The sequence below is a fragment of the Aeromonas sp. SG16 genome (assembly GCF_024436135.1).
GTDB lineage: Bacteria > Pseudomonadota > Gammaproteobacteria > Enterobacterales > Aeromonadaceae > Aeromonas > Aeromonas jandaei.
In genome coordinates, this window is record NZ_JANFNW010000003.1 from 254,239 (window position 1) to 276,026 (window position 21,788).

Sequence of the window (21,788 nt, forward strand, 5' to 3'; positions counted from 1 at the left end):
CATGAGCCTTGCTTACTGCTTGTAGCCCTTGAGGAAGCGGGCAAGGCGGCCGATGGCATCCTCCAGCTCCTCTTCGCGGGGCAGGAACACCAGCCGGAAGTGATCCGGCGCCGGCCAGTTGAAGCCGGTGCCTTGCACCAGCAGCAATTTTTCTTGCTGCAGCAGGTCGAACACCATCTTCTGGTCGTCGCGAATGTCATACACCTTGGGGTCGAGGCGCGGGAACATGTAGAGCGCCCCCTTGGGTTTGACGCAGGAGACCCCCGGGATCTCGTTCAAGAGCTCCCATGCCTTGTCCCGCTGCTTGCGCAGGCGGCCGCCTGGCAGGATCAGCTCGTTGATGCTCTGGTAGCCGCCAAGGGCTGTCTGGATAGCGTGCTGCATCGGCACGTTGGCACACAGCCGCATGGAGGCCAGCATCTCCAGCCCTTCAATGTAACCGCGAGCACGGCCTTTGGGGCCGGTGATGACCATCCAGCCTTGACGGAAGCCGCAGGCGCGGTAGGCCTTGGAGAGGCCGTTGAAGGTCACCACCATCACATCGTCACACAGGGTGCAGACGCTGGTGTGGGAGATATCGTCGTAGAGGATCTTGTCGTAGATCTCGTCGGCGAAGATGATGAGGTTGTGCTGGCGGGCGATCTCGATCACCTCCAGCAGGAACTCGCTGCCGTAAACGGCGCCGGTTGGGTTGTTGGGGTTGATCAGCACCAGGCCGCGGGTGCGCGGGGTAATGCGGGCGCGGATGTCGTCGAGATCCGGGTACCAGTCAGCCACTTCGTCGCAGCGATAGTGCACCGCATGGCCACCGGAGAGAGTGACGGCGGCGGTCCAGAGCGGATAGTCGGGGGAGGGCACCAGCATCTCGTCGCCGTTGTTGAGCAGCGCCTGCATCGCCATCACGATCAGCTCGCTGGCGCCGTTGCCGATGTAGATGTCGTCGATGTCGACCTTGCGCATCCCTTTTTGCTGGTAGTACTGCATCACCGCCTTGCGGGCGGAGAAGAGCCCCTTGGAGTCGCAGTAGCCCTGGCTCTGGGGCATGTTGAGGATCACATCCTTGATGATCTCTTCCGGCGCATCAAAGCCGAACGGGGCCGGGTTGCCGATGTTGAGCTTGAGAATGCGGTGGCCTTCGTCTTCGAGACGGCGAGCTTCTTTATGCACCGGGCCGCGGATGTCATAGCAGACATCGTCGAGCTTGTGCGACTTGTCGATTGTGAACATGGTGACAGTGATTCCTTCCCCACAGGGACGCGTTGGCGAAAAAGGCGGTTTTTAGTATCAAATATCTTTTCCCCTATTCTTCACAGAATTGAATGCTAGAACAATCTTCTTTTTAGTAGAAATTCCTGATTTTTAGCCCCAAAACAGAGTTATTAAAAGGTTAAATTCAGCACGATCGTTTGTGCTTGGCAAGGTTCACCAGTGAAAGATGGGGGAGTGATTAACAAAGCTACTCTACTGTGTTGAAATCTTCACGCTCTCTGGCACGATTGGCTTGTGTAAAAAAGCCTCTTCATCGTCATTTCCGACGAGAAAAAGCTGATACAACTGGCACTGGCCAGCGATATTTCTCCTTTCCCGTCCTGTTCCATCTGCAGAGGTATCCCATGCATGCACCCACACCCGGTCGCTATCGTCACTTCAAGGGGGGCTACTATCAGGTGCTGACCCTGGCCAGCCATACCGAGACAGGCGAGCAGCTGGTGATCTATCAGTCGGAGCAGGATGGCACCGTCTATGCCCGCCCCATCGCCATGTTCATGGAGTGGATTGAACATCAGGGTCAGGTGGTCAGCCGATTTTCGCCGATCAAGTGATCCGCTGGTGTGGCCCTGAATTGTTGATCAACAAATAGACAGAACAGGTCTTTGGAGTCACAAGTTGTCGCATGAGGCTCCTTGTTGGCAACAGCCTCTGTGTGGCTTGCTACTGATAAATATCTCTATTAATCAACTGATTGTGACATGAATCACGTTTTGTGACGGCTGGTAACCGGGTTCGCATCGGCCATTGCTCCTCCCATAATGCTGCGCGTGTTAACGCATGGCCCCTTTGTGGGCCTTTTTATCTCATCTTATCGGGAGACATAGTGTGAAACCTGTAGCAGCAGAGTTTTTGGGAACCTTTTGGCTGGTATTGGGAGGTTGTGGCAGTGCCGTGCTGGCTGCAGCCTTCCCTCATGTGGGGATCGGCCTCTTGGGCGTATCGCTGGCATTCGGCCTGACCGTGCTGACCATGGCGTATGCCATCGGCCATATCTCCGGTTGCCATCTCAACCCGGCAGTCACCATCGGTCTGTGGGCTGGCGGTCGTTTTCCGGCTTCCGGCGTGCTCTCTTACATCGTGGCGCAGGTGCTGGGGGCAATTGCCGCCGCTGCCGTACTCTATGTGATTGCCAGTGGTCAGGCCGGTTTTGATCTCTCCGCCGGCTTTGCCTCCAATGGCTACGGTGAGCACTCTCCGGGCGGCTACAGCATGATAGCAGCACTGGTGTGCGAAGCTGTGATGACCGGCTTCTTCCTGTTCGTCATCATGGGCGCTACCGACAGCCGTGCGCCAGCTGCGCTTGCTCCGGTTGCCATCGGCCTGTGCCTGACCCTGATCCATCTGGTGAGCATTCCGGTGACCAATACCTCGGTCAACCCTGCCCGCAGTACCGGTGTTGCGTTGTTTGTCGGTGACTGGGCTATCGGCCAGCTGTGGCTGTTCTGGGTTGCCCCGATTGTCGGTGCCATTCTGGGTGCGCTGGCTTATCGCCTGGTGGCGGCTGAGCAGAAGTAATCGTTCGCGAAACAAAGTGTGGTATCGACACGCCCAAGGGCGTGTTTTTTGTTTTCTGGCGGTGGGAAAAACCTGAGGGCCTATAGCCCCTTGGCCTGCAACATCTCTTTATATCGCTGATGCAGCAGCTGGACACGCTCCACATAGGCGCGAGTTTCGGCGTAGGGGGGGATGCCGCCATGTTTTTGCACGGCACCAGCACCCGCGTTATAGGCTGCGGTAGCCAGCGCTATGTTGCCGTCATACTGCTTGAGCAATCCCGCCAGGTATTTTACCCCGCCGAAGATGTTCTGCTCTGCCAGCAGGGCATTGCCAACCCCCAGCTCCCGCGCCGTTTCCGGCATCAGCTGGGTAAGACCCATAGCTCCTTTGCGAGAGATCGCCATCGGATTGAAGGCCGATTCGGCGTGGATGAGTGCCCGAATGAGGGCCGGTTCTACGTGATAGGTGTCTGCCGCCGCCTTGATAGTGCTGGCGTAGTCATAGAGAAAAAGCCCGGTAGTGTGCCAGTTGACATCCGATTTCGGGTCGCAGGCGAAGCAGTCGTTAAAGAGCAGCAACTCGTAGTTGCCTTGCTCCGGCACCATGTCCGAGTAGCGGATCACGCCGTTCTTCTGCATCGACTTGTAAACATGGATCTGTTTGTTCCCCTGTTGTGCCTGTGCCTGTGCCTGTGCCTGTGCCTGTGCCTGTGCCTGTGCCTGTGGTTCGGGGGCTGCAAGCGGCAGGCGCAGAGGCGGAACGGGGGCTGCCGACAGAAAAACCACCTCGGCAGGAGGCGGCGCTTCGCACCATCCAGCCAGGGGGATCAACAACAGATGGCCTGCCAGCTTCCATGCTTTCAAACCGCAAACTCCTTCCTCTATGCGTGTGTTGAGTAAAGCATCATGAGGGGGGCAGAACAAGCGGGAAAACAGGGTGAGCGTTGCCGGTAGGTGAGCGGGATCACGATGTGCAACAGAGCTGCTTCTGCTCTCGCTGGCCTCTGGTGGATATCGACTTTTTTGTTAATGAAAGGCGTGCTATCTTGCTCTCGTCATCTGGTCGGATTAGCAGCAACCACATGGCACTACTCATTGATTGCAAAAGGATTTGTCTGTGGCAAGCTCGCTGGCGATGGAACTCACCTTTGAAGAGTACTGTGACGCCGACCTCTCTCTGATCAGGGACTATTACGAAACGACTTTCTCCCACTACGTGCCGGATCTGGCCGAGCGGATCTTTGTCGTGCGCGATGCTCACTGGCTGGTCGGAGCGGTCAGGGTGCGGGACGAAGAGGATTTCTACCATCTGTGTGGCTTTCGTCTGCTGCCCCACTATCAGTCACTCGGGCTGGGATCACGCCTGCTGCAGCATGCCTGCGACGGACTCGACGACAAGCCGGTGGTGTGTCAGGCCCTGCCATTCGAGAAACCCTTCTACATCAAAGCTGGTTTTGCCGATCTGCCACTGCACAGATTGCGAGGCTCTCTCTTCTCTCTTTTTGAGCGGCAACAGCAACAGGGATATCAGGTGGAGCTGCTGGTGCGGGAGACCACCCAGCCCCTCCCGAATTGAACGTGGGGGTCAGCGTTCTTTGGTAAGCAGATGGATCTTGCCCGGTGACAGCTCCAGCCCCAGCAGATTATCTTTGAGCCATGCCTGCTGCGGATCCTTGTCATTGAGCTTGTAGACGGGCTGGCTCTCCAGCCTTTTTTCCATGCTTTGCAGCAGCATGCCGAGCATCAGACCAAACTTCTTCTCCGCCGCCTCCGGCTCCAGCTTGTACTCCACCAGTTTCATGTTGTCGAGAAACAGGGCACTCTGGCTCTTGTCGTAACGGGGTCTCGCTTCATAGGTCATCTGCAGGCGAGCATCATATTCGGTGTTGTCGGGCAGGGCTATCTTGAGCTTGCCCTTGCCATAGAACCGGGCGGTATCCGGACGCTGGCGGCCGAGTTGTACATCGCTCTGCTCAAGCTTCACATGGGCCTTGATGATACCGGGCAGCTCCAGCTGTTTATCGACTTGAACCTGGGATTGCAGGTACTGGTTTATCTGTTGCTCATTGATGTCATATGAGCCTTGGCCTAGCATGGCCAAGCTGAGCAGCATAGATTGCAGAATCATGCGTGCGACCTGATAGAATGGATTTGCCCTACAGCATACCATTCCTGCCGTGTGGGATCTGCCCACCGCCCCTTGTCGATTAGAAGGAGTTCCCGTTGCTCGACGGTCTCGAATACGATCTCCACCTGCTGTTTTCCCGTTTTCTCGGCTGGTTACTGCTGCTGTTTCACACCGTCATCGTCACCGGTGTTTCAATTCGGGTGGTGATGAAGCGGCGCCCCATCGGCGTATCGCTGGCATGGCTGGCCCTCATCTATGCCATTCCCTTTGCTGGGGTCGGTTTCTATGTCCTGTTTGGCGAGATCAAGCTGGGGCGGCGCCGTGGTGAGCGGGCGCAAGCCATGTATCGCCCTTATGCCATCTGGATCCGCCAGCTGGCTCGTCTCTTCCCCCAGCACTGCTGCGAAGTGGGGGAGAAGGCCCAGCCGCTGCATGACCTCATCCAGGGGCGGCTCGCCATGCCGATGCTCTCCGGCAACCGGATGACCCTGCTCAGCAGACCCGATCAAATATTGCGCGAGATTGCCCAGGACATCCGCAAATCGACCCTCTCCTGCTATATGGAGTTCTATATCTGGCACCCCGGCGGCGATGCTGACGATGTGTGCGAAGCGCTGATGGAGGTGGCCCAGCGCGGCGTGGATTGTCGCTTGCTGCTGGATTCGGTGGGGAGCAAGCACTTCTTCCGCTCGGGCTGGCCGAAAAAGCTGCGCAAGGCGGGGGTCAAGCTGGTGGAGGTACTACCGGTCGGTGCCTGGCGCATCCCCTTCCAGCGCCAGGATCTGCGAATGCACCGCAAACTGGTGGTGATCGATGACCGGGTCGGTTACACCGGCTCGATGAACATGGTGGATCCCCGTTTCTTCAAGCAGGATGCCGGGGTCGGCCAGTGGGTCGATATCATGATCCGGGTGCAGGGGCCTATAGTGCCGCTGATGTGGTCCATCTTTGTCTGGGACTGGGAAGTGGAGACCGGCGAGCGGTTGCTCGACAGCCTGCAGCACGAGCCGGAAGTGTGGCCACAGACCAACTATCGCGCCCAGCTTATTCCGTCCGGCCCGTTCGTCGGTGGTGACTGCATCCAGCAAAGCCTGCTGCTTGCCATCTATCAGGCACGCAGTCATCTGGTGCTGACCACGCCCTATTTCGTGCCGGATGATCCGCTGGCAGCCGCTCTCAGCTCGGCGGCCGCGCGCGGAGTACAGGTGCAGCTGGTGCTGCCGGCTCGCAATGACTCCATCATGGCCAACTATGCCTGCAACGCCTTTATGGAGGAGCTGCTGGCGGCCGGGGTGGAGATCTATCGCTACGATGCCGGTCTGCTCCACACCAAGAGCGTGCTGGTGGACGACGATTTTGCCCTGGTGGGGACAGTCAATCTGGACAGGCGCAGCCTCTGGCTCAACTTCGAGGTAACCCTGCTGGTGGACAACCCACACTTTGTTGCCCAGATGACCCAGCTGGTGCAGGGTTACATGGCGGAAGCCACGCCAATGACGCTTGCCAGCTGGCAGGCTCGCCCTTGGTACAAGAGGGTGATGGAGAATATCTTCTACCTTTTCAGTCCCTTGTTGTAATGGCCGGTTACAGAAGATTACAGACGGAGCCTCTGATCGGACTTGCCTAGTGCCGAGCTTGCCCCGTAGAGTGCAGCGACAACTCCTGGAGAGACATGGATATATGAAAAAAATAGTGGCCCTGGCCGTGGGTGCGGCACTGGTAGGTGGTGGTCTGGCTGCATGCTGGTACACGGGCAACAGCTTCGACCGCATCATGGCGGAGCAGATCGCCAAGGTCAAAAACGAGAGCGGTCTGGATCTGCAGTGGCAACCCGACAGCAGCAACCTCTTTACCCGTGATGGGGTCCTGAAGCTGGTGGTCAATCCCCAGGAGCTGGCGGCGCTCGACAGCGAGCTGGAAGGGGGGCAACCCCTTGAGCTGGAGTTTGCCGTGAAGAGCCGCATCATGCCGCTCTATATCAAGAGCCACTTCCTGCTCGACACCAAACAGGGCTCGCTGGCGCCGGTCTTCACTGCGCTCGGCATGGAGCAGTGGCAGTTTGGCCTGGAGTCGGTCAGCAGCCTCTGGACCCGGGGCAACAGCAGCCGTTTCTGGGCTGACGAGTTCAAGGTGAAACAGGGGCTGGACGAGTTCCACTTCCTGCCGCTCACCGGTGATTTCCACGGTGATCTGGAGGGGAGCGGCCATGTCGCCATGACCTGGCAGGGCATGACGGTGCACGAAGAGCAGAGCAAGATGGATCTGGTGCTGGCCGAGATGAAGGGTAGCGCCGATCTGGCCGAGATCAGCGGGGTCTGGCTCTCTCCGCAAAGCGAGATGAGCCTTTCTGCTCTGACCATGCAACTACCTGACGGCGTCAAGGTGTCCCTGCAGGGCATGACTACCGAGACCCAGCTCAAGGGTGACAACGCCCAGACCCTCTCCAGCAGCTACCGGATGAAGCTGGCCAAGCTCAATCTGGAGAACGAGACAGACTCGCTGGCGGTGACCGACAGTAATCTGGAGCTGCACCTCAACGGACTGGATCTGGAAGGGTATCAGGGGTTGCAGGCTGCCGGTGGCAAAGGGGTGGAGGATACTGCGATCCAGCAAGCGCTGGACAAGATGCTGGCGCGCGGTGCGACTCTGGAGCTGGCGGATCTGAGCGCCAGGTTCAATGGCGAAGTGGCAGCCATGAAGGGAGAGGTAAAACTTGCCTCTACCTCGCTGGACAAGCTCTTCAACGGCGAAGAGGGAATGCAGGCGCTGAGCGGCCAGCTCCACGCCTCACTCAGCGACAAGCTGGGCAAGGTGGTGCCGCAGCTTGCCCCCATGCTGGAGCAGTTGGCTGCCATGGGTTATCTGAAGGCCGATCAGCAAAAGCTCAATGCCGAGCTGAAGCTGGACAAAGGAGTGATGACGGTCAACGATCTGCCACTCTGACTGGTTTTCACACTAACAACAAAGGCTCCCGCGGGAGCCTTTGTTGTTTCCGGATTATCGGGTGTTGTTACTTGAACACCACCGTCTTGTTGCCATAGACGAACACCCGTTCGTTCAGTACCAGCTCCAGCGCCCGGCTCAGTACCGACTTCTCTACATCGCGACCCGCCTTGGCCATGTCATCAGCGCTGAAGGTGTGATCAACGTGGATCACGTCCTGCTCGACGATGGGGCCCTCATCCAGATCGTCGGTGACGAAGTGGGCGGTGGCGCCGATCAGTTTGACCCCGCGATCGAATGCCTGGCGATAGGGGCGGGCGCCGATGAAGGCGGGCAGGAAGGAGTGGTGGATGTTGATGATCTTGCGCGGATAAGCCTCGACGAAGCTGGGGGTCAGCACCCGCATGTACTTGGCCAGGATCACGTAGTCCGGCGCATAACCGTCGATGATGGCGCGTACCTGCTCTTCGTGTTCGGTGCGGCTCAGCTCATCGTGGCTGACGGTGTGGAACGGAATATCGAACTTGCCAGTCAGCTCGGCGAGAGTGTCGTAGTTGCCGATCACCGCGACTATGTCCATATCCAGCGCGCCGGCGTAGTTCTTCATCAGGATGTCGCCTAGGCAGTGGGTCTCCTTGGTCACCAGAATGACGATGCGCTTTTTGCCTGCCTTTACCAGACGGCGCTGGGCGCCAGCGGGCAGGGCATCATCGAGATCGGCCAGTAGGGTCTCGTCATTGAAACGTCCCTCCAGCTCGGTACGCATGAAGAAGCGGCCATTCTCGTGATCCACGAACTCATCGTTCTTGATGATGTTGAGCTGATGCTTGTAGCAGATGTTGGTGATCTTGGCGATGAGGCCCTTGGCGTCCGGGCAATCCGTTAGCAGTATTTTCTTTTCCATCTCTGTCATTTTCCGTTTGTGGTGTTGGCGCCTGTCTCTGCGCAGGCTGCGCGTTTTTGGGCACTATGCCACAAACAAATTGTGGCCAGAAAGAAATTCGGTGAGTGCTACAGCCACAAGAGGAGTGCGATGGGAGAAGGGGAGAACATCGAATCCGACTGGCAAAGGTTTTTCAGCTTGAGCCGGTTTTTGGCTGGTATCTGCCGGCGCTTTTCTTTAGGCTGTCAGCGCTTATTCTCAGGGCGGGGTGAAATTCCCCACCGGCGGTATCCCGATCTGACTCGGGGAGCCCGCGAGCGCCCGACCCCGGTCTGCCGGGGCGGGGTCAGCAGATCCGGTGAGATGCCGGAGCCGACGGTCATAGTCCGGATGAAAGAGGATAAGACAGACATTGCACTCTCCGCCTCCTTGGGGGCTGGCTGCTGCATGGCCATTCCTGTCTGCCTTTCCATGCCCTGATTCTGGTCCTTTTCTTGTTTGGGAGCTTTACCATGAATCAGTCTCTACTCAGTGAATTCGGTGATCCAATTGCCCGTGTCGAAGCGGCTCTGACTGCCTTGCGGTCAGGCCAGGGGGTGCTGGTGGCCGATGATGAAGATCGGGAGAACGAGGGCGACCTCATTTTTGCCGCCGAATCCATAACCAATGAACAGATGGCGCTGATGATCCGCGAGTGCTCCGGCATCGTCTGTCTCTGCCTGACCGATGAGCGGGTGCGTCAGCTCGAACTGCCGATGATGGTGGAGGCCAACTCAAGCCACTATCAGACCGCGTTTACCGTCACAATCGAAGCGGCGCAGGGGGTCACTACCGGTGTCTCGGCGGCTGATCGCATCACTACCATTCGTGCTGCCATTGCCGATGGGGCCAAACCGGGTGATCTCAACCGGCCTGGCCATGTATTCCCGTTGCGTGCCCGTACCGGGGGCGTGCTGGTGCGCCGTGGTCACACCGAAGCGACGGTCGACCTGATGCAGCTTGCCGGACTGAAACCGTTCGGGGTGTTGTGCGAATTGACCAGGGAAGATGGCTCGATGGCCCGCTTGCCAGACCTGGTTTCTTTCGGTCGTCAGCACCGGATGCCCGTGATCACCATCGAAGATTTGGTGCAATATCGCCAATTGCTGTCAGAACGAACAGCCTGAGGCTCATACGAAATTGTAATAAGCGAAAATTTTGGTTAGTCTTTGTCCGTGTCCTCATCACGCGGCACTCATTTTTTAGCCGAATCTGAACAAAAACTGTTCATTCAAAAAAAAATGAGGGTTTTAATGCATTTATCTGTGCTGGGGACTATGCAAAGTATGATTTTTTTGTGCCATAATCACGCCGCTTGCTAAACGTCTGGCGAGTTCAAGGGAGCTTTAAAAATGAAAAAATTGTTGTTGGTAGGTGTTGTTGGTCTGTCCGCTCTGCTGGGTGGTTGCGCAAACACTAGCGAACTGGAAACTTCCGTTCAGAATCTGTCTAACAAAGTTGACCAGCTGGCTCAAGATGTTAGCGCTGTTCGTGCTGATCAGTCCAAGATCGCTGCTGATGTTGCTGAAGCCAAGCAAGAAGCTATGCGTGCTAACCAGCGCATCGACAACATGGCTACTAAGTACAAGAAGTAAGCCATGCGAAAAAAATGGCGCAGTTATGCGCCATTTTTTTTTGCTTGAAATTCCCCATCCCCGCTTTCCCTTTTGACCTCAGAGGTCATGCCGGTCTCCCGGCACGCCCCTTCTTCATCCCTTCAAGACTCGATCAATAGAGCAGGCTATAGAGCTTGCGACGGTAATTTTGTGCCACCGGTGTGCTGCCCATGGTTGCCAGAATGTCGAGATATGTCTTTCTGGCATCGCCAAAAGCAAGATCCCGCTTGAGGATGGCAAGCAGCAGTCCCAGCGCCTCTTCCTGACGCCCTGCCTGGTTGTATTGCACCGCCAGCTCCTGCGCCAGCGCAAAGTCATCCGGATTTTCGGCATGGCGAGCCTCCAGCGCACGCAGCTCAGGGCTGTCCGCCGCTTGCAGAGCCAATGCCAGCCGTGAGGTCAGGGCATGGAAATGGCTATCCTGTGCCATCATCGGAATATTGCCGAGCCGCTCCTGTGCTTCATCAAGCAGGTTGAGGTCGAGCGCGGCCTGAATGAGCCAGAGGCTGATGTCGTGGCGCTCCGGAGCGATCTGATGAGCTTTGCCCAAATGGGCATAAGCTTCGCCGGGCTGGCCATCGGCCAGTGCCTGTTGCCCCTTGGCAAACAGCTCCTCTTCCTCTTTTGGTGCGAAGGCTGCGAAGAACTGGCGCAGGGTCGCTTCATCCTGCGGCCCCTCAATGATCCCCTGTTCATCCGGGCGTCCCTGATGGAACAGCACCAGTGCTGGCAAGGCGCGCAGGCCGAGCTGGCTGGCCAGCGGTTGCAGCTGCGGATTGTTCATGTCCACTTTGGCCAGCGTGACCTGTTCGTTGGCAGGCCCAACCAGCGATTCGATCAACGGCGTCATTCCCTGGCACTCCGGCATCTGCGGCGCATGGAAATAGATGACGACCGGCTTCTTCATGGAGGCATCGATCAGTTCTGCGTGAAAATTCTGGGGAGTAATGTCGACGATCATCAGTTGGACTCTTCCGAAAGGGTTTGGAACAACATGGGGGTGAGTGGATGGCAATTCAAGCGCTCATCCAGCCGGTAGCAATTGACCGTAGTCGTGGCGGCGGCAAGGCTGAGCCAGCCACTGGCAAAGGGCCAATCCTGAACCTGATAGTGCAGTTCATCGAGCTGGTTATCGAGGCGCCACGCCTCGTCAGGTATGAAGCGTACTTTCTCAAGCCCGGCTGCGATGCCGCCACCGTGGGCCTTGAGTACGGCCTCCTTGCGTGACCAGAGCCGGTAGAAGGCGCTCTCCTGCTCATTCTCCGGCAGGGCGCAGAGCCACTCATATTCACTCTGTGCATAAAACCGTCTGGCAAGGGGCAGGGGAGAGTGCCGTCTTTTACCCAGCTCGATATCTACCCCGAGCGGCCCTTGCTGACAAAGTGCCAGCACCAGCCAGGATCCACTGTGGCTGAGATTGAAATGCCAGCGTCCATCTTGCAGCTGCGGCTTGCCGTGCTCCCCGTTGCTAAATTGCAACGCGGATGGCGAAGTGGCCAGTCTCTGTGCCAGAAGCTGGCGCAGCAAAGCCCGGCTGACCAGATACTCCTGACGGCGCAAGTTGTGGCTCATTTGATGCCAAATATGGTGTTCATCGGCCGATAACAGCTCGGGCAGGGTAGTGAGCAACTCCTGAGCAATCAGGGCCGGATTTAACAAAAAAAGATCGGTGGCGATCATAATTTTTCACTTAAAAAGGGTGATGAAGCAGGGATAAATGCCACTTATCTCTGAGCCGGATGGCCGCTTTTGCGATTGTATATTGTTTGGCCATGATCACATTAATTATGAAAAATCGTGCATTTCCTTGCAAAAATGTGAGCCCGATAGGGATTTTCACTTGCCTCGATAGAATTCTTGGATATAGTCGGGTGCTGTTGCCTTATTAATTGCCTTTCGGGGCCGTATTTTAACAAGATTTCTATTTTTGCGGGGATAAAGGATTGCGCCACCTGATGCTACTGCTGGTCGCGCTCGGAATGGTGGGTTGTGCCTCGGCACCCCAAACCGAGGTCGCGAGCAAGATCGAAGTTTCCATGATGGAACCCGTTATTGAACCGGAAGCTTCGCAAACACCTGATGTGAATGAAATCCTGACAGTTTATAAAGAGTGGCGTGGCGTTCCGTACCGGATGGGTGGCAGTAGCCAGCGTGGTATCGATTGTTCCGCCTTTGCCCGTGAAGTGTTCCGCAATGCCGTTGGTGTCGAGTTACCCCGAGACACCCGCTCTCAAGTCCATGAAGGGACTCGTGTTTCCAAGAAGGATCTGGTCGAGGGTGATCTGGTCTTCTTCAAAATCAATCGTCGTCTCAATCATGTCGGCATCTATGTCGGGAATGGCGAGTTTATCCACGCCTCGACCCGAGCCGGTGTGACCCGCTCCAAGCTGGACAGCCAATACTGGCGCAGCAAGTTCTGGCAAGCGCGCCGGATCGATATCTGAGTCAGGCTGGACAAACGGCTCGCAGTACGGACTGTTTTTCCAACCTCACTTGAACCGGGCTTCTGAAGCCCGGTTTTTTTATGGCTGCGATTTAGACTTTCGCAGGCCAAATCACTATAGTGTGGGCCCGTTTTTCTTCGGCAGGCCCAGCATGACATCCCGCAATGACCGCAAATCCGGACTCCATCCCCGCAATCGCCATCTCGATGGTTACGATTTTGAGGCGCTCTGCCGGCAGACTCCGGAGCTGGCCACCCATCTCTTTACCAACGACTACGGCAATCTCACCATCGATTTTGCCGATCCCGCTGCGGTCAAGGCCCTGAACCGGGCGTTGCTGGCCCACCACTACGGCATTGTTCACTGGGATCTGCCCGCCGGTTACCTCTGTCCACCCATTCCGGGGCGGGTCGATTATCTGCACCGGGTTGCCGATCTGCTGGCCGAGAGTGCCGGCAAGGTACCTGCCGGCAAGGGGGTGAGGGTGCTGGACATTGGGGTCGGAGCTAACTGCATCTATCCGCTGCTCGGTAGCCGTGAATATGGCTGGCGTTTTGTCGGCTCCGATATCGATCCGGTATCGGTGAAAGCGGCGGCTCTGCTGGCCAAAAGCAACGGACTTGGCAACCAGATCGAGTGTCGCCTGCAGGGCAATGCCGAACATGTCTTTCGCGGCATCATAGGGCCGAAGGAGCGCTTTGCGCTGACCCTTTGCAATCCTCCCTTCCACGCCTCGCTGGCTGAGGCGAGCAAGGGGAGCGAGCGCAAGCTGCGCAATCTGGGCAAAGAGGTGAAGGGGGCGCCGGTACTCAATTTTGGCGGCCAGAAAGCCGAGCTTTGGTGTGACGGGGGCGAGGCGGCGTTTCTGACCAGGATGATCAATCAGAGCAAGGAGTTTGCCAGCCAGTGCCTCTGGTTCAGCTCGCTGGTCTCCAAGAAGGAGAATCTGCCGGTTGCCAAAAAGGCATTGACCCGGGTTGGGGCACGTCAGGTTCGGGTGCTTGAGATGGCGCAGGGCAACAAGGTGAGCCGGGTGTTGGCCTGGACCTTCTTCGATGATGCTGGCATGCGTGAATGGTGGTCAGCCCCGCGCTAAGCGGATTGAACAAGGCCCGTTGCGGGCCTTTTTTGATCGCCACAGGGATAGAAGGGAGGGCGAGATCTCTGTTGGAAATCGATTTTCTCATTGGTAGATAATGCTTTTTGATGTGATATGAGTAGTGACTTCTGCCTTGGTACAGGTGTACGCCGAGATTTTTTTGCACTTTCAGCTGTAACTTTAATAAAATAGGACTGGTTAGACCTCTTTACCGGCATTGAATCACATAGGGATCGGAACATGAAAGTTGTCGATTTTCTGAAGCGCAAGCGCGAAATTCTGGCGCAGCACCCCTTTGAGCTCAAGGATTGGCTCTCTCCGGCTATCCGCGACTACTGGCGTGAGTTTCAGCAAAAGGCACATCTTCACCCTCTGCTGGGACGGGTGCTGGACCTGCAAAGCGAAGCCCAGAACGCACAGCAGCAGAATGCCGACACCGTGGCTCAGGTGGCTAACGGTCAGCCTGCTGTGGCGCAGGATCCTGCCATCGAGCTGGAAGGCGAAGCCGCTGCGCTCTACGCCGAGCTGCAGGGCAAGATCGGCGAAGAGACCCATGTCGGCGAGTGGCTCCATATCAGCCAGCAGATGATCGATCAGTTTGCCGCGGTGACCGGCGATCATCAGTGGATCCACACCAATCCGGAGCGCGCGGCTGCCGAGTCGCCCTTCAAGACCACCATTGCGCACGGTTTCCTGACGCTGGCTCTGCTGCCGCAGCTGACCGGCTCGGTGGATGAGTCCACCCCCGAGTTTCCGACTGCTCGCATGGTAGTGAACTTCGGGCTGGATCAGGTGCGCTTCCCGTACCCCATCAAGGTGGAGAGCAACATCCGCGCTCGCACCAAACTGGCACGGGTTACCCCTATCAAGGGCGGACTTGAGCTGCTCAAGGAGATCAAGGTGGAGATCGAAGGGATCCGCCGCCCGGGTTGCGTGATTGAGTCGGTGACTCGCATCTACTTCTGATCCCTCTTCGTTGACGATGAGCAAACGGGTTCGCGATGGCGAGCCCGTTTTCATTTTGGCCGTCAGGCGCTGCATGAACGTTCAGAGACGCTGCTTGCGCTTGATATGACTCACAAAATCGCGTTGTATGCGGTTAGCCAGCTCTCATTTTGGCAAGTCCGTTTCCTGAAACGGCAGCATCTTATGCCACTATCGACTTCTCAATCCCTATTCTGGAGACGATAGTGCCCATCAATCACAAGATTATTCTGCCACTGTTGTTCAGTCTCTTTATCCTGCTGATCCCGACACACTGGATCCCGCTCGAGGGAATTACTGTGGTCGAGCAGCGGGTGGTCGCTATTTTCGTGCTGGCCGCGCTCTGCTGGATCCTGGAGCCCATCCCCATCTTTGCCACCTCAGTGCTGATCATCGTGCTGGAGCTGCTGTTACTCTCCGATAAGGGGCTCTGGTTCATGACGGCAGGCAAGAGCGAGCCCGGGTTTGGTTCGCTGCTCAAGTCGACCGAGGTGATGGCGACCTTTGCCTCGCCGGTCATTATGCTCTTTCTTGGCGGCTTTTTTCTGGCCATCGCCGCGACCAAGTACCATCTGGATGTGAATCTGGCGCGGGTGCTGCTGCGCCCCTTCGGTCGCAACCCCAGAGTCGTGATGCTGGGGCTGATGCTCATTACCGCCACCTTCTCCATGTTCATGAGCAATACCGCTACCACGGCCATGATGCTGGCCATTCTGGCTCCGGTGTTGGCGGTATTCCCTGAGCGGGATCCGGCCAAGGTGGGGTTTGTGCTGGCCATTCCGCTGGCGGCCAATCTGGGCGGAATTGGTACCCCCATAGGTACGCCGCCCAACGCAGTGGCCCTCAAGTACCTCACCGGCGAGCATGCCATCTCGTTTGGTCAGTGGATGGGATTTGCGGTGCCCTTCGTCGCGCTCTTGCTGCTGCTTGGCTGGTTTCTGCTGGGGCGTTTCTTCCCGAGTCCGCTCAAGCAGATCGAGCTGAAAATCGAGGGGCGTTTCATGCAGACGCCCCGGGCCTGGGTGGTCTATCTCACCTTCATTACCACCATAGTGCTCTGGTTGCTCGGTGATCTGCACGGCATGAACTCTTACGTCGTCGCCATGATCCCGGTCGCCGTCTTCCTGACGACAGGGATCATCACCAAGGATGATCTGCACAAGATCTCCCTCGATGTGCTCTGGCTGGTGTCGGGCGGGATTGCGCTGGGTCTGGCACTGGAGGACTCTGGGTTGGCGGAGCGTCTCATCACTCACATACCGTTCCATGAGTACTCCACACTCGCCGTGCTGGTCGGTGCGTGTTTGCTGGCGGTAGTGATGGCCAACTTCATGTCCAATACGGCGACAGCCAACCTGCTGCTGCCGCTGGTGGCGGCACTGGCGGTCAGCATGCCGGAGCTGGCCGAGTGGGGCGGCAGCCATACTCTGATCCTGGCGGTGACCATCTCGGTATCGCTGGGCATGTCGCTCCCCATCAGTACGCCGCCCAATGCGCTGGCCCACGCCACCGGTCTGGTGGAGAGCCGTCAGATGGTGCGGATCGGCGTCATTATGGGGATGGTGGGCACCATGCTGGCGATGCTGTGGATCTACCAAATCGCGGCTTGGGGGCTGATCTAGTTGCCACTCTGTGTGTCTCATAAAAGGAGGAGCCAATTTGGCTCCTCCTTTTTATTTTTGGTGCCTAGAAACTGGCACCCAGACTGAGGAGGTGCTTGTAATCGGTCTTGTTGAGAGATTGGCTGAACGGGCCCAGGTTTAACTCCCCTTCCTCTCGCTCGACTTCAGTGCTCCATGAGAGGCGCAGATGGTCGTTGAGGTAGTAACGCATGCCAATGCTGCCAGAGATATCCTGGTTGAGAGTGATATAGGGTGAGGGCTGAGCCAGATACTTGGTATAGCTTCCTTTGCTGAACAGCTCGAATGGCTGCTGCCAGAAGGATAGCGGTTGGCGGTAGTCCCAGATTAGCTCTCCAATGGGATAGCTGATGGTATGTGAGCTTGAATAAAATATGGCCACCCACTCATTGTTGCGATAGTAAGCTCGCTGCATGCCACCCTGGGTAATAAGCTCGAGCCGCCGTTTTTTGTCATTCCAGAAGCGATAACCGAGGCCCGAACCAAAATCGAGTTTCAGATAGTTGTCGTCAAGCATGTCATATTCGGCATTGACCGAGCTGCGAATAAACCAGTGTTGATCGAAGAAATAGTCGAGGGTGGGCGTCACCTTGTAGTCATGGCTATCGGTGACGTTGTTGGAGGTCTCGTAGTTATATTCTCCCGACAGGGTGTAACGCCAGTCGAGATTGGCCACTTCGGTCGTGCCTTTGACGTTGACATTGTTGGTCTTCTTGTCGTTGTCCCTGATCTTGACGTTGAGATCGCCGCTACCGCTCCAGAGCCAGGCATTGCGCTCATCACTCCCATCCTCGAACAGTTTTATGCCTCCCTTGGCTGTCGCCTTGGGCTTCTCCTGTTTTTCGAGTCGCCAGCGTTTTATGGCATCACGTTTGACGGTCACTGACCCGCTATAGGGCAGGGCAATCCGTACCGACTGGTCGGTGATCTCTTCAATGGTGCCGGTTAGGCGATCACCATTTTGCATCCATAGGATGTCTTTGGCCCAAAGCGGCGGGCAGGAGAACAGCAAAAAGAGCAGCAGGTATCTCATGGTTTGGGGCGACTCCGCGCAGTGTCAGCCGCTGATGGGCTTGGGCAAGCCATTCTTCAGTGCCAGAGTCTCAGCGACTGCACTCTGTTCTACTTCGGGGGCTGCAATAAATTGTTCCACCTCCGGGGTGAGAACAAGAGGCGCGCCCTGCTCCATCTCCTCTTCCGTGCGTGACAGAGGAGAGTGCACTTCCAGCCAGCGACCACCGCTAGGCTCGATGGCAACCTTGACCGGTTGATTGATGACCCGCACCGGCGTACCGATCGGCACCATCTTGAAGAGGGACTCGATATCATCAGGGCGCAGCCGGATGCAGCCTGCACTTACCCGCAGGCCTACACCAAAATCCTTGTTGGTACCGTGAATGAGATAGTCCCGTTTGCCATAATCCAAGCGCATGGCGAATTTGCCGAGAGGATTGTCCGGTCCGGGCGGTACAACCGCTGGCAGCGTGATCCCCTGCTGCTCCAGCCAGGATTTGCGCACCATGGGGCCGGGTACCCAACTCGGGTCCGGGGTCTTCTCGATGATGGTGGTGGTCATCTCGGGTGTCTCGCGACCGATGTCGCCGATCCCGATGGGCAGCACGATCACTTCCTGCTTCCCTTTTGGGAAGTAGTAGAGGCGCAGTTCGGGCAGATTGATGACGATCCCCTCGCGCGGGACATCGGGTAGCAGCATCTGGGTCGGCAGGGTCAAGCGGGTGCCCGGCTTGGGTAAATAGGGATCAACACCGGGATTTGCTTCAAGCAGCGCCAAAAAACCAATTTGGGTATGTTTGCCAACCAGCTCCAGATACTCATCCTGCTGGATGAAGTAATCCTCCAGCTCACCAATCAGGCGGCTGCCAGTCGATGGAAGAGGATAGCTTCTGGCCTGTACGGGGAGTGCAGACATCAGGGCCAGCAGCAGAAAGAGGAGGGGTTTTATCGGCATCGGTATTCCATCGGTTGGCGTGGGGCAAGGTGATTGCGACTAATGCCCCGACAGTTATCTCTGTTCTTTTTTGGCCTTGTTGCGCAAGGCTATTTGCGACAAAAGCGCGTTGAGGCGACAGTAAACCAGCCAAAAGCGGCGTCTGTCACCCATTTTGTCGCAAGGGGCTGATAAACCGCGAAAAACTGACTCGAATGGCGAACAGGACAAGATGGATGAATCTTTTTATCTGGCCAGACAATCCTGTCTGGCTTGTTTGGTGTCGACAGGGGTTGCATGGAGAGTAAGGTGAGATGGCTGGCTAAAAAGCATTCACTCGATTGATAAGTAAGAAATTTTCATTGCATTATTCCCCTCGCTTGGGTAAAAAATCATCCCACGGAGAGATGCCGGAGTGGCCGAACGGGATTGACTCGAAATCAATTGTGGCAGCAATGCCACCCAGGGTTCGAATCCCTGTCTCTCCGCCATATGCTAATGCCAATAAATTGATTTAATTGGTTTTTTTATTTTTGTGTGATTATCGATATGCCATTTATTATGCCATCTGATGTTGGCTGGTACGGAACTATCTCGTACCTCATTGGACAATCTGATTGATGTTCACAGTCGCCAAACAAGATCAATTATCATGCATGTCGCGTAGAAAGACGCCCATGGCTGTGTAGCTTGATGAGCATTATCTCATTTAGTTGGATGTATCAGCGCCAACAGTCTTCAGGCTATTCATGCACTACTGAATATTCTGCTTGCACCAGTTATCAATCGCAATTGATAAGTGCTTCTCTTTGACGGGCTTCTGCTATTGTTCCCAAAAATTGACCGTGCCACAATTCGGCCTGTTTTTGGGTTCGTTGATCCTGATCCGACTCGGTAACAAATTTGCATGACCAATGACCAGCGTTGCACCTGTATCTAGGATCGGCAAGATGTCGCTGAATCCACCTAGACTATCAGGAAGAAGTCGCTTGATAACGCCCTGAACCTCTGCGTTTATCAGTCTCATGGATACGAAGTTACTACATTGGCTGAGCATAGTCTTATTGACTTCGGAAGGACGTTGGCTGATTACTACCAATCTGACACCATATTTGCTGCCTTCCTTCGCGATTCGCCAAAATATATCGAGGGAGGTATCATCCACAGAGTCGGCGCATATTGCGCTGAAGCATGTAGAGGTGCGCTTCGTCACACTGCAATGCAATCGGATGACGCAGCTCAGAAGGTGCTAATTGTTGAACAGAAAATGTCACTCGTGCAACAAGAGATACGATGGGCGGTAAGACGTCTGAAGGTACTCCCGAGTATGGAAGTCGTGAATTTTTCAAGCCAGGTAAAATCCAGTACATCCCCACCACCGTTGAATATGAAGCCTAGCCGCCTGTCGGAGATATTGTTCTCAAGACGGGAAATCATACGTGCGAGCTTGCCGAAGAAATCGCCCTGTTTTTCATTTCCAGCAGCCCCCGGCACCATTTCTACGTTGCTCTTATTCAGTACAGCCATAATCTTGTTAAAGTTTAATGGAACTGGGTTATTGATGTTCAAATGTTTTAGAACATCATGTTGACCATTATCATTCAGGTATTTTTGCTTTGCCTGATTGATTTCACGGGACATATTCATCGCTTTGTTGGGCGCATTCTGATCGCTGCGATCCATGAACATCGGCACCAGCGCTTCATAGGAAAGCTGCCAGTAAGGTGGGTAGAGCACTCCATAGCTGATGGTGCGTTTAGCCTCAATGTCTGCTGGTCCTGCAACCTAGAAATGTTGAATGCCCACTCCTACTAATAGTGAGTATTTACCATGGGGGTCAAATACGATGGCATTTGCAGTCGAAAGCTCGGACATCTGCTCGATAATTTTTGCAATAGTCCAGGATTTACCCGAGCCGGTATTACCACCTATAAAGGCATGACGCTGGAAGAATTTGTTGCCGTCGAGATAGGCAACTACATGCTGAGCCAGTGTGTATTTACCTAGAGTCAGGGCATTAGCCACACCTGAGATATTGGAAGGGTTTGAATGAACCCAGTTGGATTTTCTCCTTCAAGCGAGAAACAGTTCGCATCGATCTAAGGAACGCTTTCGAGATTGCGACGGAACACGTTTTCTTTTTCTCCATCACGCTCTAAATAACGGATCCCAATAGTGCTACACTTTCGCTGTAGCCATTTCCCTGGGAAAGGAGACACTGTATTCATGAAGTGTTTCACTCGGGCCAGCAGGTTGGCCATTCCTCTGCATTGGTGATTGCGTGTGATGGTTTCATGTAACTTGTGCCACAGCCGTTCTATGTGATTAACCCAATGGCTGTAAACTGGCTGAAACACCAGGCAGAACTTGGGGTTCTTCTTCAACCATTGTTCGGTCTGTTTGCTTTTGTGAATGATGTAGTTATCGAGGATCAGCGTGATGGTTTTGGCTCGCCGGTAATGGCGACGCAGCTTTTCCAGCATGGCGATAAACAGGGATGAGTTTTTCTTTATCCCACTGACGTAAAGCACGCTTCCGTTGCCTGCATGGAGAACGCCTGCCAGGTAATGTTTCGCGTTCTGTCCCGGTGTGACAACCCGCTTTTGCTGCGCTCTGAACATCCAGTCAGCCCCTAATTTGGGATTGAGGTCTATATCAACTTCATCCTCATAAAACACCGGATTATCGGCATCACAGCGGGCCAGCGCAGCGTCGATATCCTCCATTTTCTCCTGATAGGCTGGGTCTTGTATCCGCAAGGTTGGCACGGGTCTTCGCCAGACAATACCCATACGAGGTCACCATCGGCGGGGCGTGGAGGCTGCCATATTGAGGCCTGTTAACCGATTGATTTTGATAGCCAATAGTTCGGTACACCAGCGGCTGCGCTGATAACCAAAATCTTGCGGAGAAAACTGCATGAGCAGCACCAGTAAGGTGACAATCTTGGCGACAGGTAAGACTGGGGCACGGCCAGCCGGTAAGGCTTCTAGAGCCCCCACACCGTCATCCCGATACCACCGAAGCCAACGGCCGATGGTCGAACGAGCAGCTCCGGTAAGGTGATGAACATCAGTGATCGTGCGTCCTTCATGTAACAGCAAGATGGCCATCAAGCGACGAGCATGCCCTTTATTACGCGTGGCATGGATGATTTTGTGAATACGGCGCCGTTGTGGTCGTGGCAGGGAGGGTAGGATAGGCATCAACTCAGTCCTTTGGGTGTGGCTTGTTTTGTTTGGCGACTAATGAGATCGCACAAACTGGACTGAGTTCCCTACCTCCGGTGATCTACG

Annotated in this window: 21 protein-coding genes, 1 tRNA gene, 1 pseudogene and 1 riboswitch; of the genes and pseudogenes, 12 read left to right on the forward strand and 11 right to left on the reverse strand. The window is 55.7% G+C overall.

Annotation, left to right across the window (positions count from 1 at the left end):
• Positions 1 to 12: 12 nt before the first annotated feature.
• A complete protein-coding gene (locus NOM67_RS11250; protein ID WP_255937054.1) occupies positions 13 to 1,227 on the reverse strand; it encodes a pyridoxal phosphate-dependent aminotransferase in 1,215 nt (404 codons plus the stop codon).
• A gap of 386 nt (positions 1,228 to 1,613) precedes the next feature.
• On the opposite strand from NOM67_RS11250, the gene NOM67_RS11255 reads away from it, so the two are divergent.
• Both NOM67_RS11255 and aqpZ read left to right on the forward strand, forming a co-directional pair.
• Positions 1,614 to 1,823 carry a DUF1653 domain-containing protein gene (locus NOM67_RS11255; protein WP_255937056.1) on the forward strand — a complete coding sequence of 70 codons (210 nt, stop codon included), beginning with the start codon at positions 1,614 to 1,616 and terminating at the stop codon, positions 1,821 to 1,823.
• Between the two features lie 274 nt (positions 1,824 to 2,097).
• A complete protein-coding gene (gene aqpZ, locus NOM67_RS11260) occupies positions 2,098 to 2,787 on the forward strand; it encodes an aquaporin Z (protein ID WP_255937058.1) in 690 nt (229 codons plus the stop codon).
• Positions 2,788 to 2,867: 80 nt separating this feature from the next.
• Here the strand turns inward: aqpZ and NOM67_RS11265 are convergent, their stop codons facing one another.
• Positions 2,868 to 3,632 (reverse strand): lytic transglycosylase domain-containing protein, encoded by a 765-nt coding sequence (locus NOM67_RS11265; RefSeq protein ID WP_255937060.1) that lies wholly within the window; start codon positions 3,630 to 3,632, stop codon positions 2,868 to 2,870.
• 271 nt (positions 3,633 to 3,903) lie between these two features.
• On the opposite strand from NOM67_RS11265, the gene NOM67_RS11270 reads away from it, so the two are divergent.
• A complete protein-coding gene (locus NOM67_RS11270) occupies positions 3,904 to 4,344 on the forward strand; it encodes a GNAT family N-acetyltransferase (RefSeq protein WP_042058211.1) in 441 nt (146 codons plus the stop codon).
• Between the two features lie 9 nt (positions 4,345 to 4,353).
• Here the strand turns inward: NOM67_RS11270 and NOM67_RS11275 are convergent, their stop codons facing one another.
• Entirely contained in the window at positions 4,354 to 4,896 is a 543-nt protein-coding gene (locus NOM67_RS11275) for a DUF1439 domain-containing protein (protein WP_198037972.1), read from the reverse strand.
• 95 nt (positions 4,897 to 4,991) lie between these two features.
• Between NOM67_RS11275 and cls the strand changes: the two genes are divergently transcribed.
• Positions 4,992 to 6,473, forward strand: a complete 1,482-nt coding sequence (cls, locus tag NOM67_RS11280) for a cardiolipin synthase (RefSeq protein WP_042031325.1) — start codon at positions 4,992 to 4,994, stop codon at positions 6,471 to 6,473.
• A 103-nt stretch (positions 6,474 to 6,576) separates the two neighbouring features.
• Complete coding sequence (locus NOM67_RS11285) at positions 6,577 to 7,839, forward strand: DUF945 family protein (RefSeq protein ID WP_255937064.1); 1,263 nt, start codon at positions 6,577 to 6,579, stop codon at positions 7,837 to 7,839.
• 67 nt (positions 7,840 to 7,906) lie between these two features.
• Here NOM67_RS11285 and purU read toward each other — a convergent pair whose 3' ends face one another.
• Positions 7,907 to 8,743, reverse strand: coding sequence for a formyltetrahydrofolate deformylase (purU, locus tag NOM67_RS11290; RefSeq protein ID WP_041208675.1), 837 nt, complete (start codon positions 8,741 to 8,743; stop codon positions 7,907 to 7,909).
• A 229-nt stretch (positions 8,744 to 8,972) separates the two neighbouring features.
• Positions 8,973 to 9,128: riboswitch (FMN riboswitch) on the forward strand.
• A 106-nt stretch (positions 9,129 to 9,234) separates the two neighbouring features.
• Between purU and ribB the strand changes: the two genes are divergently transcribed.
• Together ribB and NOM67_RS11300 are read left to right on the forward strand one after the other, a co-directional pair.
• Positions 9,235 to 9,888, forward strand: a complete 654-nt coding sequence (ribB, locus tag NOM67_RS11295) for a 3,4-dihydroxy-2-butanone-4-phosphate synthase (RefSeq protein WP_255937065.1) — start codon at positions 9,235 to 9,237, stop codon at positions 9,886 to 9,888.
• 225 nt (positions 9,889 to 10,113) lie between these two features.
• Entirely contained in the window at positions 10,114 to 10,356 is a 243-nt protein-coding gene (locus tag NOM67_RS11300) for an Lpp/OprI family alanine-zipper lipoprotein (protein WP_033115038.1), read from the forward strand.
• A gap of 133 nt (positions 10,357 to 10,489) precedes the next feature.
• Here the strand turns inward: NOM67_RS11300 and NOM67_RS11305 are convergent, their stop codons facing one another.
• Complete coding sequence (locus NOM67_RS11305; RefSeq protein ID WP_255937066.1) at positions 10,490 to 11,338, reverse strand: tetratricopeptide repeat protein; 849 nt, start codon at positions 11,336 to 11,338, stop codon at positions 10,490 to 10,492.
• Positions 11,338 to 12,057, reverse strand: a complete 720-nt coding sequence (locus NOM67_RS11310; protein ID WP_255937067.1) for a 4'-phosphopantetheinyl transferase superfamily protein — start codon at positions 12,055 to 12,057, stop codon at positions 11,338 to 11,340. Before NOM67_RS11310 ends, NOM67_RS11305 begins: the two co-directional genes overlap by 1 nt.
• 275 nt (positions 12,058 to 12,332) lie before the next feature.
• Here NOM67_RS11310 and NOM67_RS11315 point away from each other — a divergent pair, with 275 nt between their 5' ends.
• The 4 genes from NOM67_RS11315 to NOM67_RS11330 all read left to right on the forward strand — a co-directional run bounded on the left by NOM67_RS11315 (position 12,333) and on the right by NOM67_RS11330 (position 16,526).
• Positions 12,333 to 12,821, forward strand: coding sequence for a C40 family peptidase (locus tag NOM67_RS11315; protein WP_033114246.1), 489 nt, complete (start codon positions 12,333 to 12,335; stop codon positions 12,819 to 12,821).
• 151 nt (positions 12,822 to 12,972) lie between these two features.
• Positions 12,973 to 13,917 carry a 23S rRNA (adenine(1618)-N(6))-methyltransferase RlmF gene (rlmF, locus tag NOM67_RS11320; RefSeq protein WP_043852161.1) on the forward strand — a complete coding sequence of 315 codons (945 nt, stop codon included), beginning with the start codon at positions 12,973 to 12,975 and terminating at the stop codon, positions 13,915 to 13,917.
• A 243-nt stretch (positions 13,918 to 14,160) separates the two neighbouring features.
• Positions 14,161 to 14,886 carry a MaoC family dehydratase gene (locus NOM67_RS11325; RefSeq protein WP_041208669.1) on the forward strand — a complete coding sequence of 242 codons (726 nt, stop codon included), beginning with the start codon at positions 14,161 to 14,163 and terminating at the stop codon, positions 14,884 to 14,886.
• Positions 14,887 to 15,110: 224 nt separating this feature from the next.
• A complete protein-coding gene (locus tag NOM67_RS11330; protein ID WP_041208667.1) occupies positions 15,111 to 16,526 on the forward strand; it encodes a DASS family sodium-coupled anion symporter in 1,416 nt (471 codons plus the stop codon).
• Between the two features lie 64 nt (positions 16,527 to 16,590).
• On the opposite strand, the gene NOM67_RS11335 is transcribed toward NOM67_RS11330, so the two are convergent.
• Positions 16,591 to 17,577, reverse strand: a complete 987-nt coding sequence (locus tag NOM67_RS11335; protein WP_255937068.1) for a DUF481 domain-containing protein — start codon at positions 17,575 to 17,577, stop codon at positions 16,591 to 16,593.
• 24 nt (positions 17,578 to 17,601) lie between these two features.
• Positions 17,602 to 18,513: a L,D-transpeptidase family protein gene (locus tag NOM67_RS11340; RefSeq protein ID WP_255937069.1), complete on the reverse strand. Its 912-nt coding sequence runs from the start codon at positions 18,511 to 18,513 to the stop codon at positions 17,602 to 17,604.
• A gap of 380 nt (positions 18,514 to 18,893) precedes the next feature.
• On the opposite strand from NOM67_RS11340, the gene NOM67_RS11345 reads away from it, so the two are divergent.
• Positions 18,894 to 18,983, forward strand: a tRNA-Ser gene (locus tag NOM67_RS11345).
• Between the two features lie 748 nt (positions 18,984 to 19,731).
• On the opposite strand, the gene NOM67_RS11350 is transcribed toward NOM67_RS11345, so the two are convergent.
• The 3 genes and pseudogenes from NOM67_RS11350 to NOM67_RS11360 form a co-directional block, all read right to left on the reverse strand.
• Positions 19,732 to 20,175 (reverse strand): hypothetical protein, encoded by a 444-nt coding sequence (locus tag NOM67_RS11350; protein WP_255937070.1) that lies wholly within the window; start codon positions 20,173 to 20,175, stop codon positions 19,732 to 19,734.
• 102 nt (positions 20,176 to 20,277) lie between these two features.
• Entirely contained in the window at positions 20,278 to 20,517 is a 240-nt protein-coding gene (locus NOM67_RS11355; RefSeq protein WP_255937072.1) for a helicase HerA domain-containing protein, read from the reverse strand.
• 74 nt (positions 20,518 to 20,591) lie between these two features.
• Positions 20,592 to 21,698 (reverse strand): annotated as a pseudogene (locus NOM67_RS11360) (IS630 family transposase).
• Between the last annotated feature and the right edge of the window lie 90 nt (positions 21,699 to 21,788).

What these genes read in the sequence shown, in the direction of transcription:
- NOM67_RS11250 (WP_255937054.1), bottom strand. Translation starts at nt 1,227, where the DNA reads ATGTTCACAATCGACAAGTCGCACAAGCTCGACGATGTCTGCTATGAC.
- NOM67_RS11255 (WP_255937056.1), top strand. Translation starts at nt 1,614, where the DNA reads ATGCATGCACCCACACCCGGTCGCTATCGTCACTTCAAGGGGGGCTAC.
- NOM67_RS11270 (WP_042058211.1), top strand. Translation starts at nt 3,904, where the DNA reads ATGGAACTCACCTTTGAAGAGTACTGTGACGCCGACCTCTCTCTGATC.
- NOM67_RS11275 (WP_198037972.1), bottom strand. Translation starts at nt 4,896, where the DNA reads ATGATTCTGCAATCTATGCTGCTCAGCTTGGCCATGCTAGGCCAAGGC.
- NOM67_RS11285 (WP_255937064.1), top strand. Translation starts at nt 6,577, where the DNA reads ATGAAAAAAATAGTGGCCCTGGCCGTGGGTGCGGCACTGGTAGGTGGT.
- purU (WP_041208675.1), bottom strand. Translation starts at nt 8,743, where the DNA reads ATGGAAAAGAAAATACTGCTAACGGATTGCCCGGACGCCAAGGGCCTC.
- ribB (WP_255937065.1), top strand. Translation starts at nt 9,235, where the DNA reads ATGAATCAGTCTCTACTCAGTGAATTCGGTGATCCAATTGCCCGTGTC.
- NOM67_RS11300 (WP_033115038.1), top strand. Translation starts at nt 10,114, where the DNA reads ATGAAAAAATTGTTGTTGGTAGGTGTTGTTGGTCTGTCCGCTCTGCTG.
- NOM67_RS11305 (WP_255937066.1), bottom strand. Translation starts at nt 11,338, where the DNA reads ATGATCGTCGACATTACTCCCCAGAATTTTCACGCAGAACTGATCGAT.
- NOM67_RS11310 (WP_255937067.1), bottom strand. Translation starts at nt 12,057, where the DNA reads ATGATCGCCACCGATCTTTTTTTGTTAAATCCGGCCCTGATTGCTCAG.
- NOM67_RS11315 (WP_033114246.1), top strand. Translation starts at nt 12,333, where the DNA reads ATGCTACTGCTGGTCGCGCTCGGAATGGTGGGTTGTGCCTCGGCACCC.
- rlmF (WP_043852161.1), top strand. Translation starts at nt 12,973, where the DNA reads ATGACATCCCGCAATGACCGCAAATCCGGACTCCATCCCCGCAATCGC.
- NOM67_RS11325 (WP_041208669.1), top strand. Translation starts at nt 14,161, where the DNA reads ATGAAAGTTGTCGATTTTCTGAAGCGCAAGCGCGAAATTCTGGCGCAG.
- NOM67_RS11335 (WP_255937068.1), bottom strand. Translation starts at nt 17,577, where the DNA reads ATGAGATACCTGCTGCTCTTTTTGCTGTTCTCCTGCCCGCCGCTTTGG.
- NOM67_RS11340 (WP_255937069.1), bottom strand. Translation starts at nt 18,513, where the DNA reads ATGCCGATAAAACCCCTCCTCTTTCTGCTGCTGGCCCTGATGTCTGCA.
- NOM67_RS11350 (WP_255937070.1), bottom strand. Translation starts at nt 20,175, where the DNA reads ATGGATCGCAGCGATCAGAATGCGCCCAACAAAGCGATGAATATGTCC.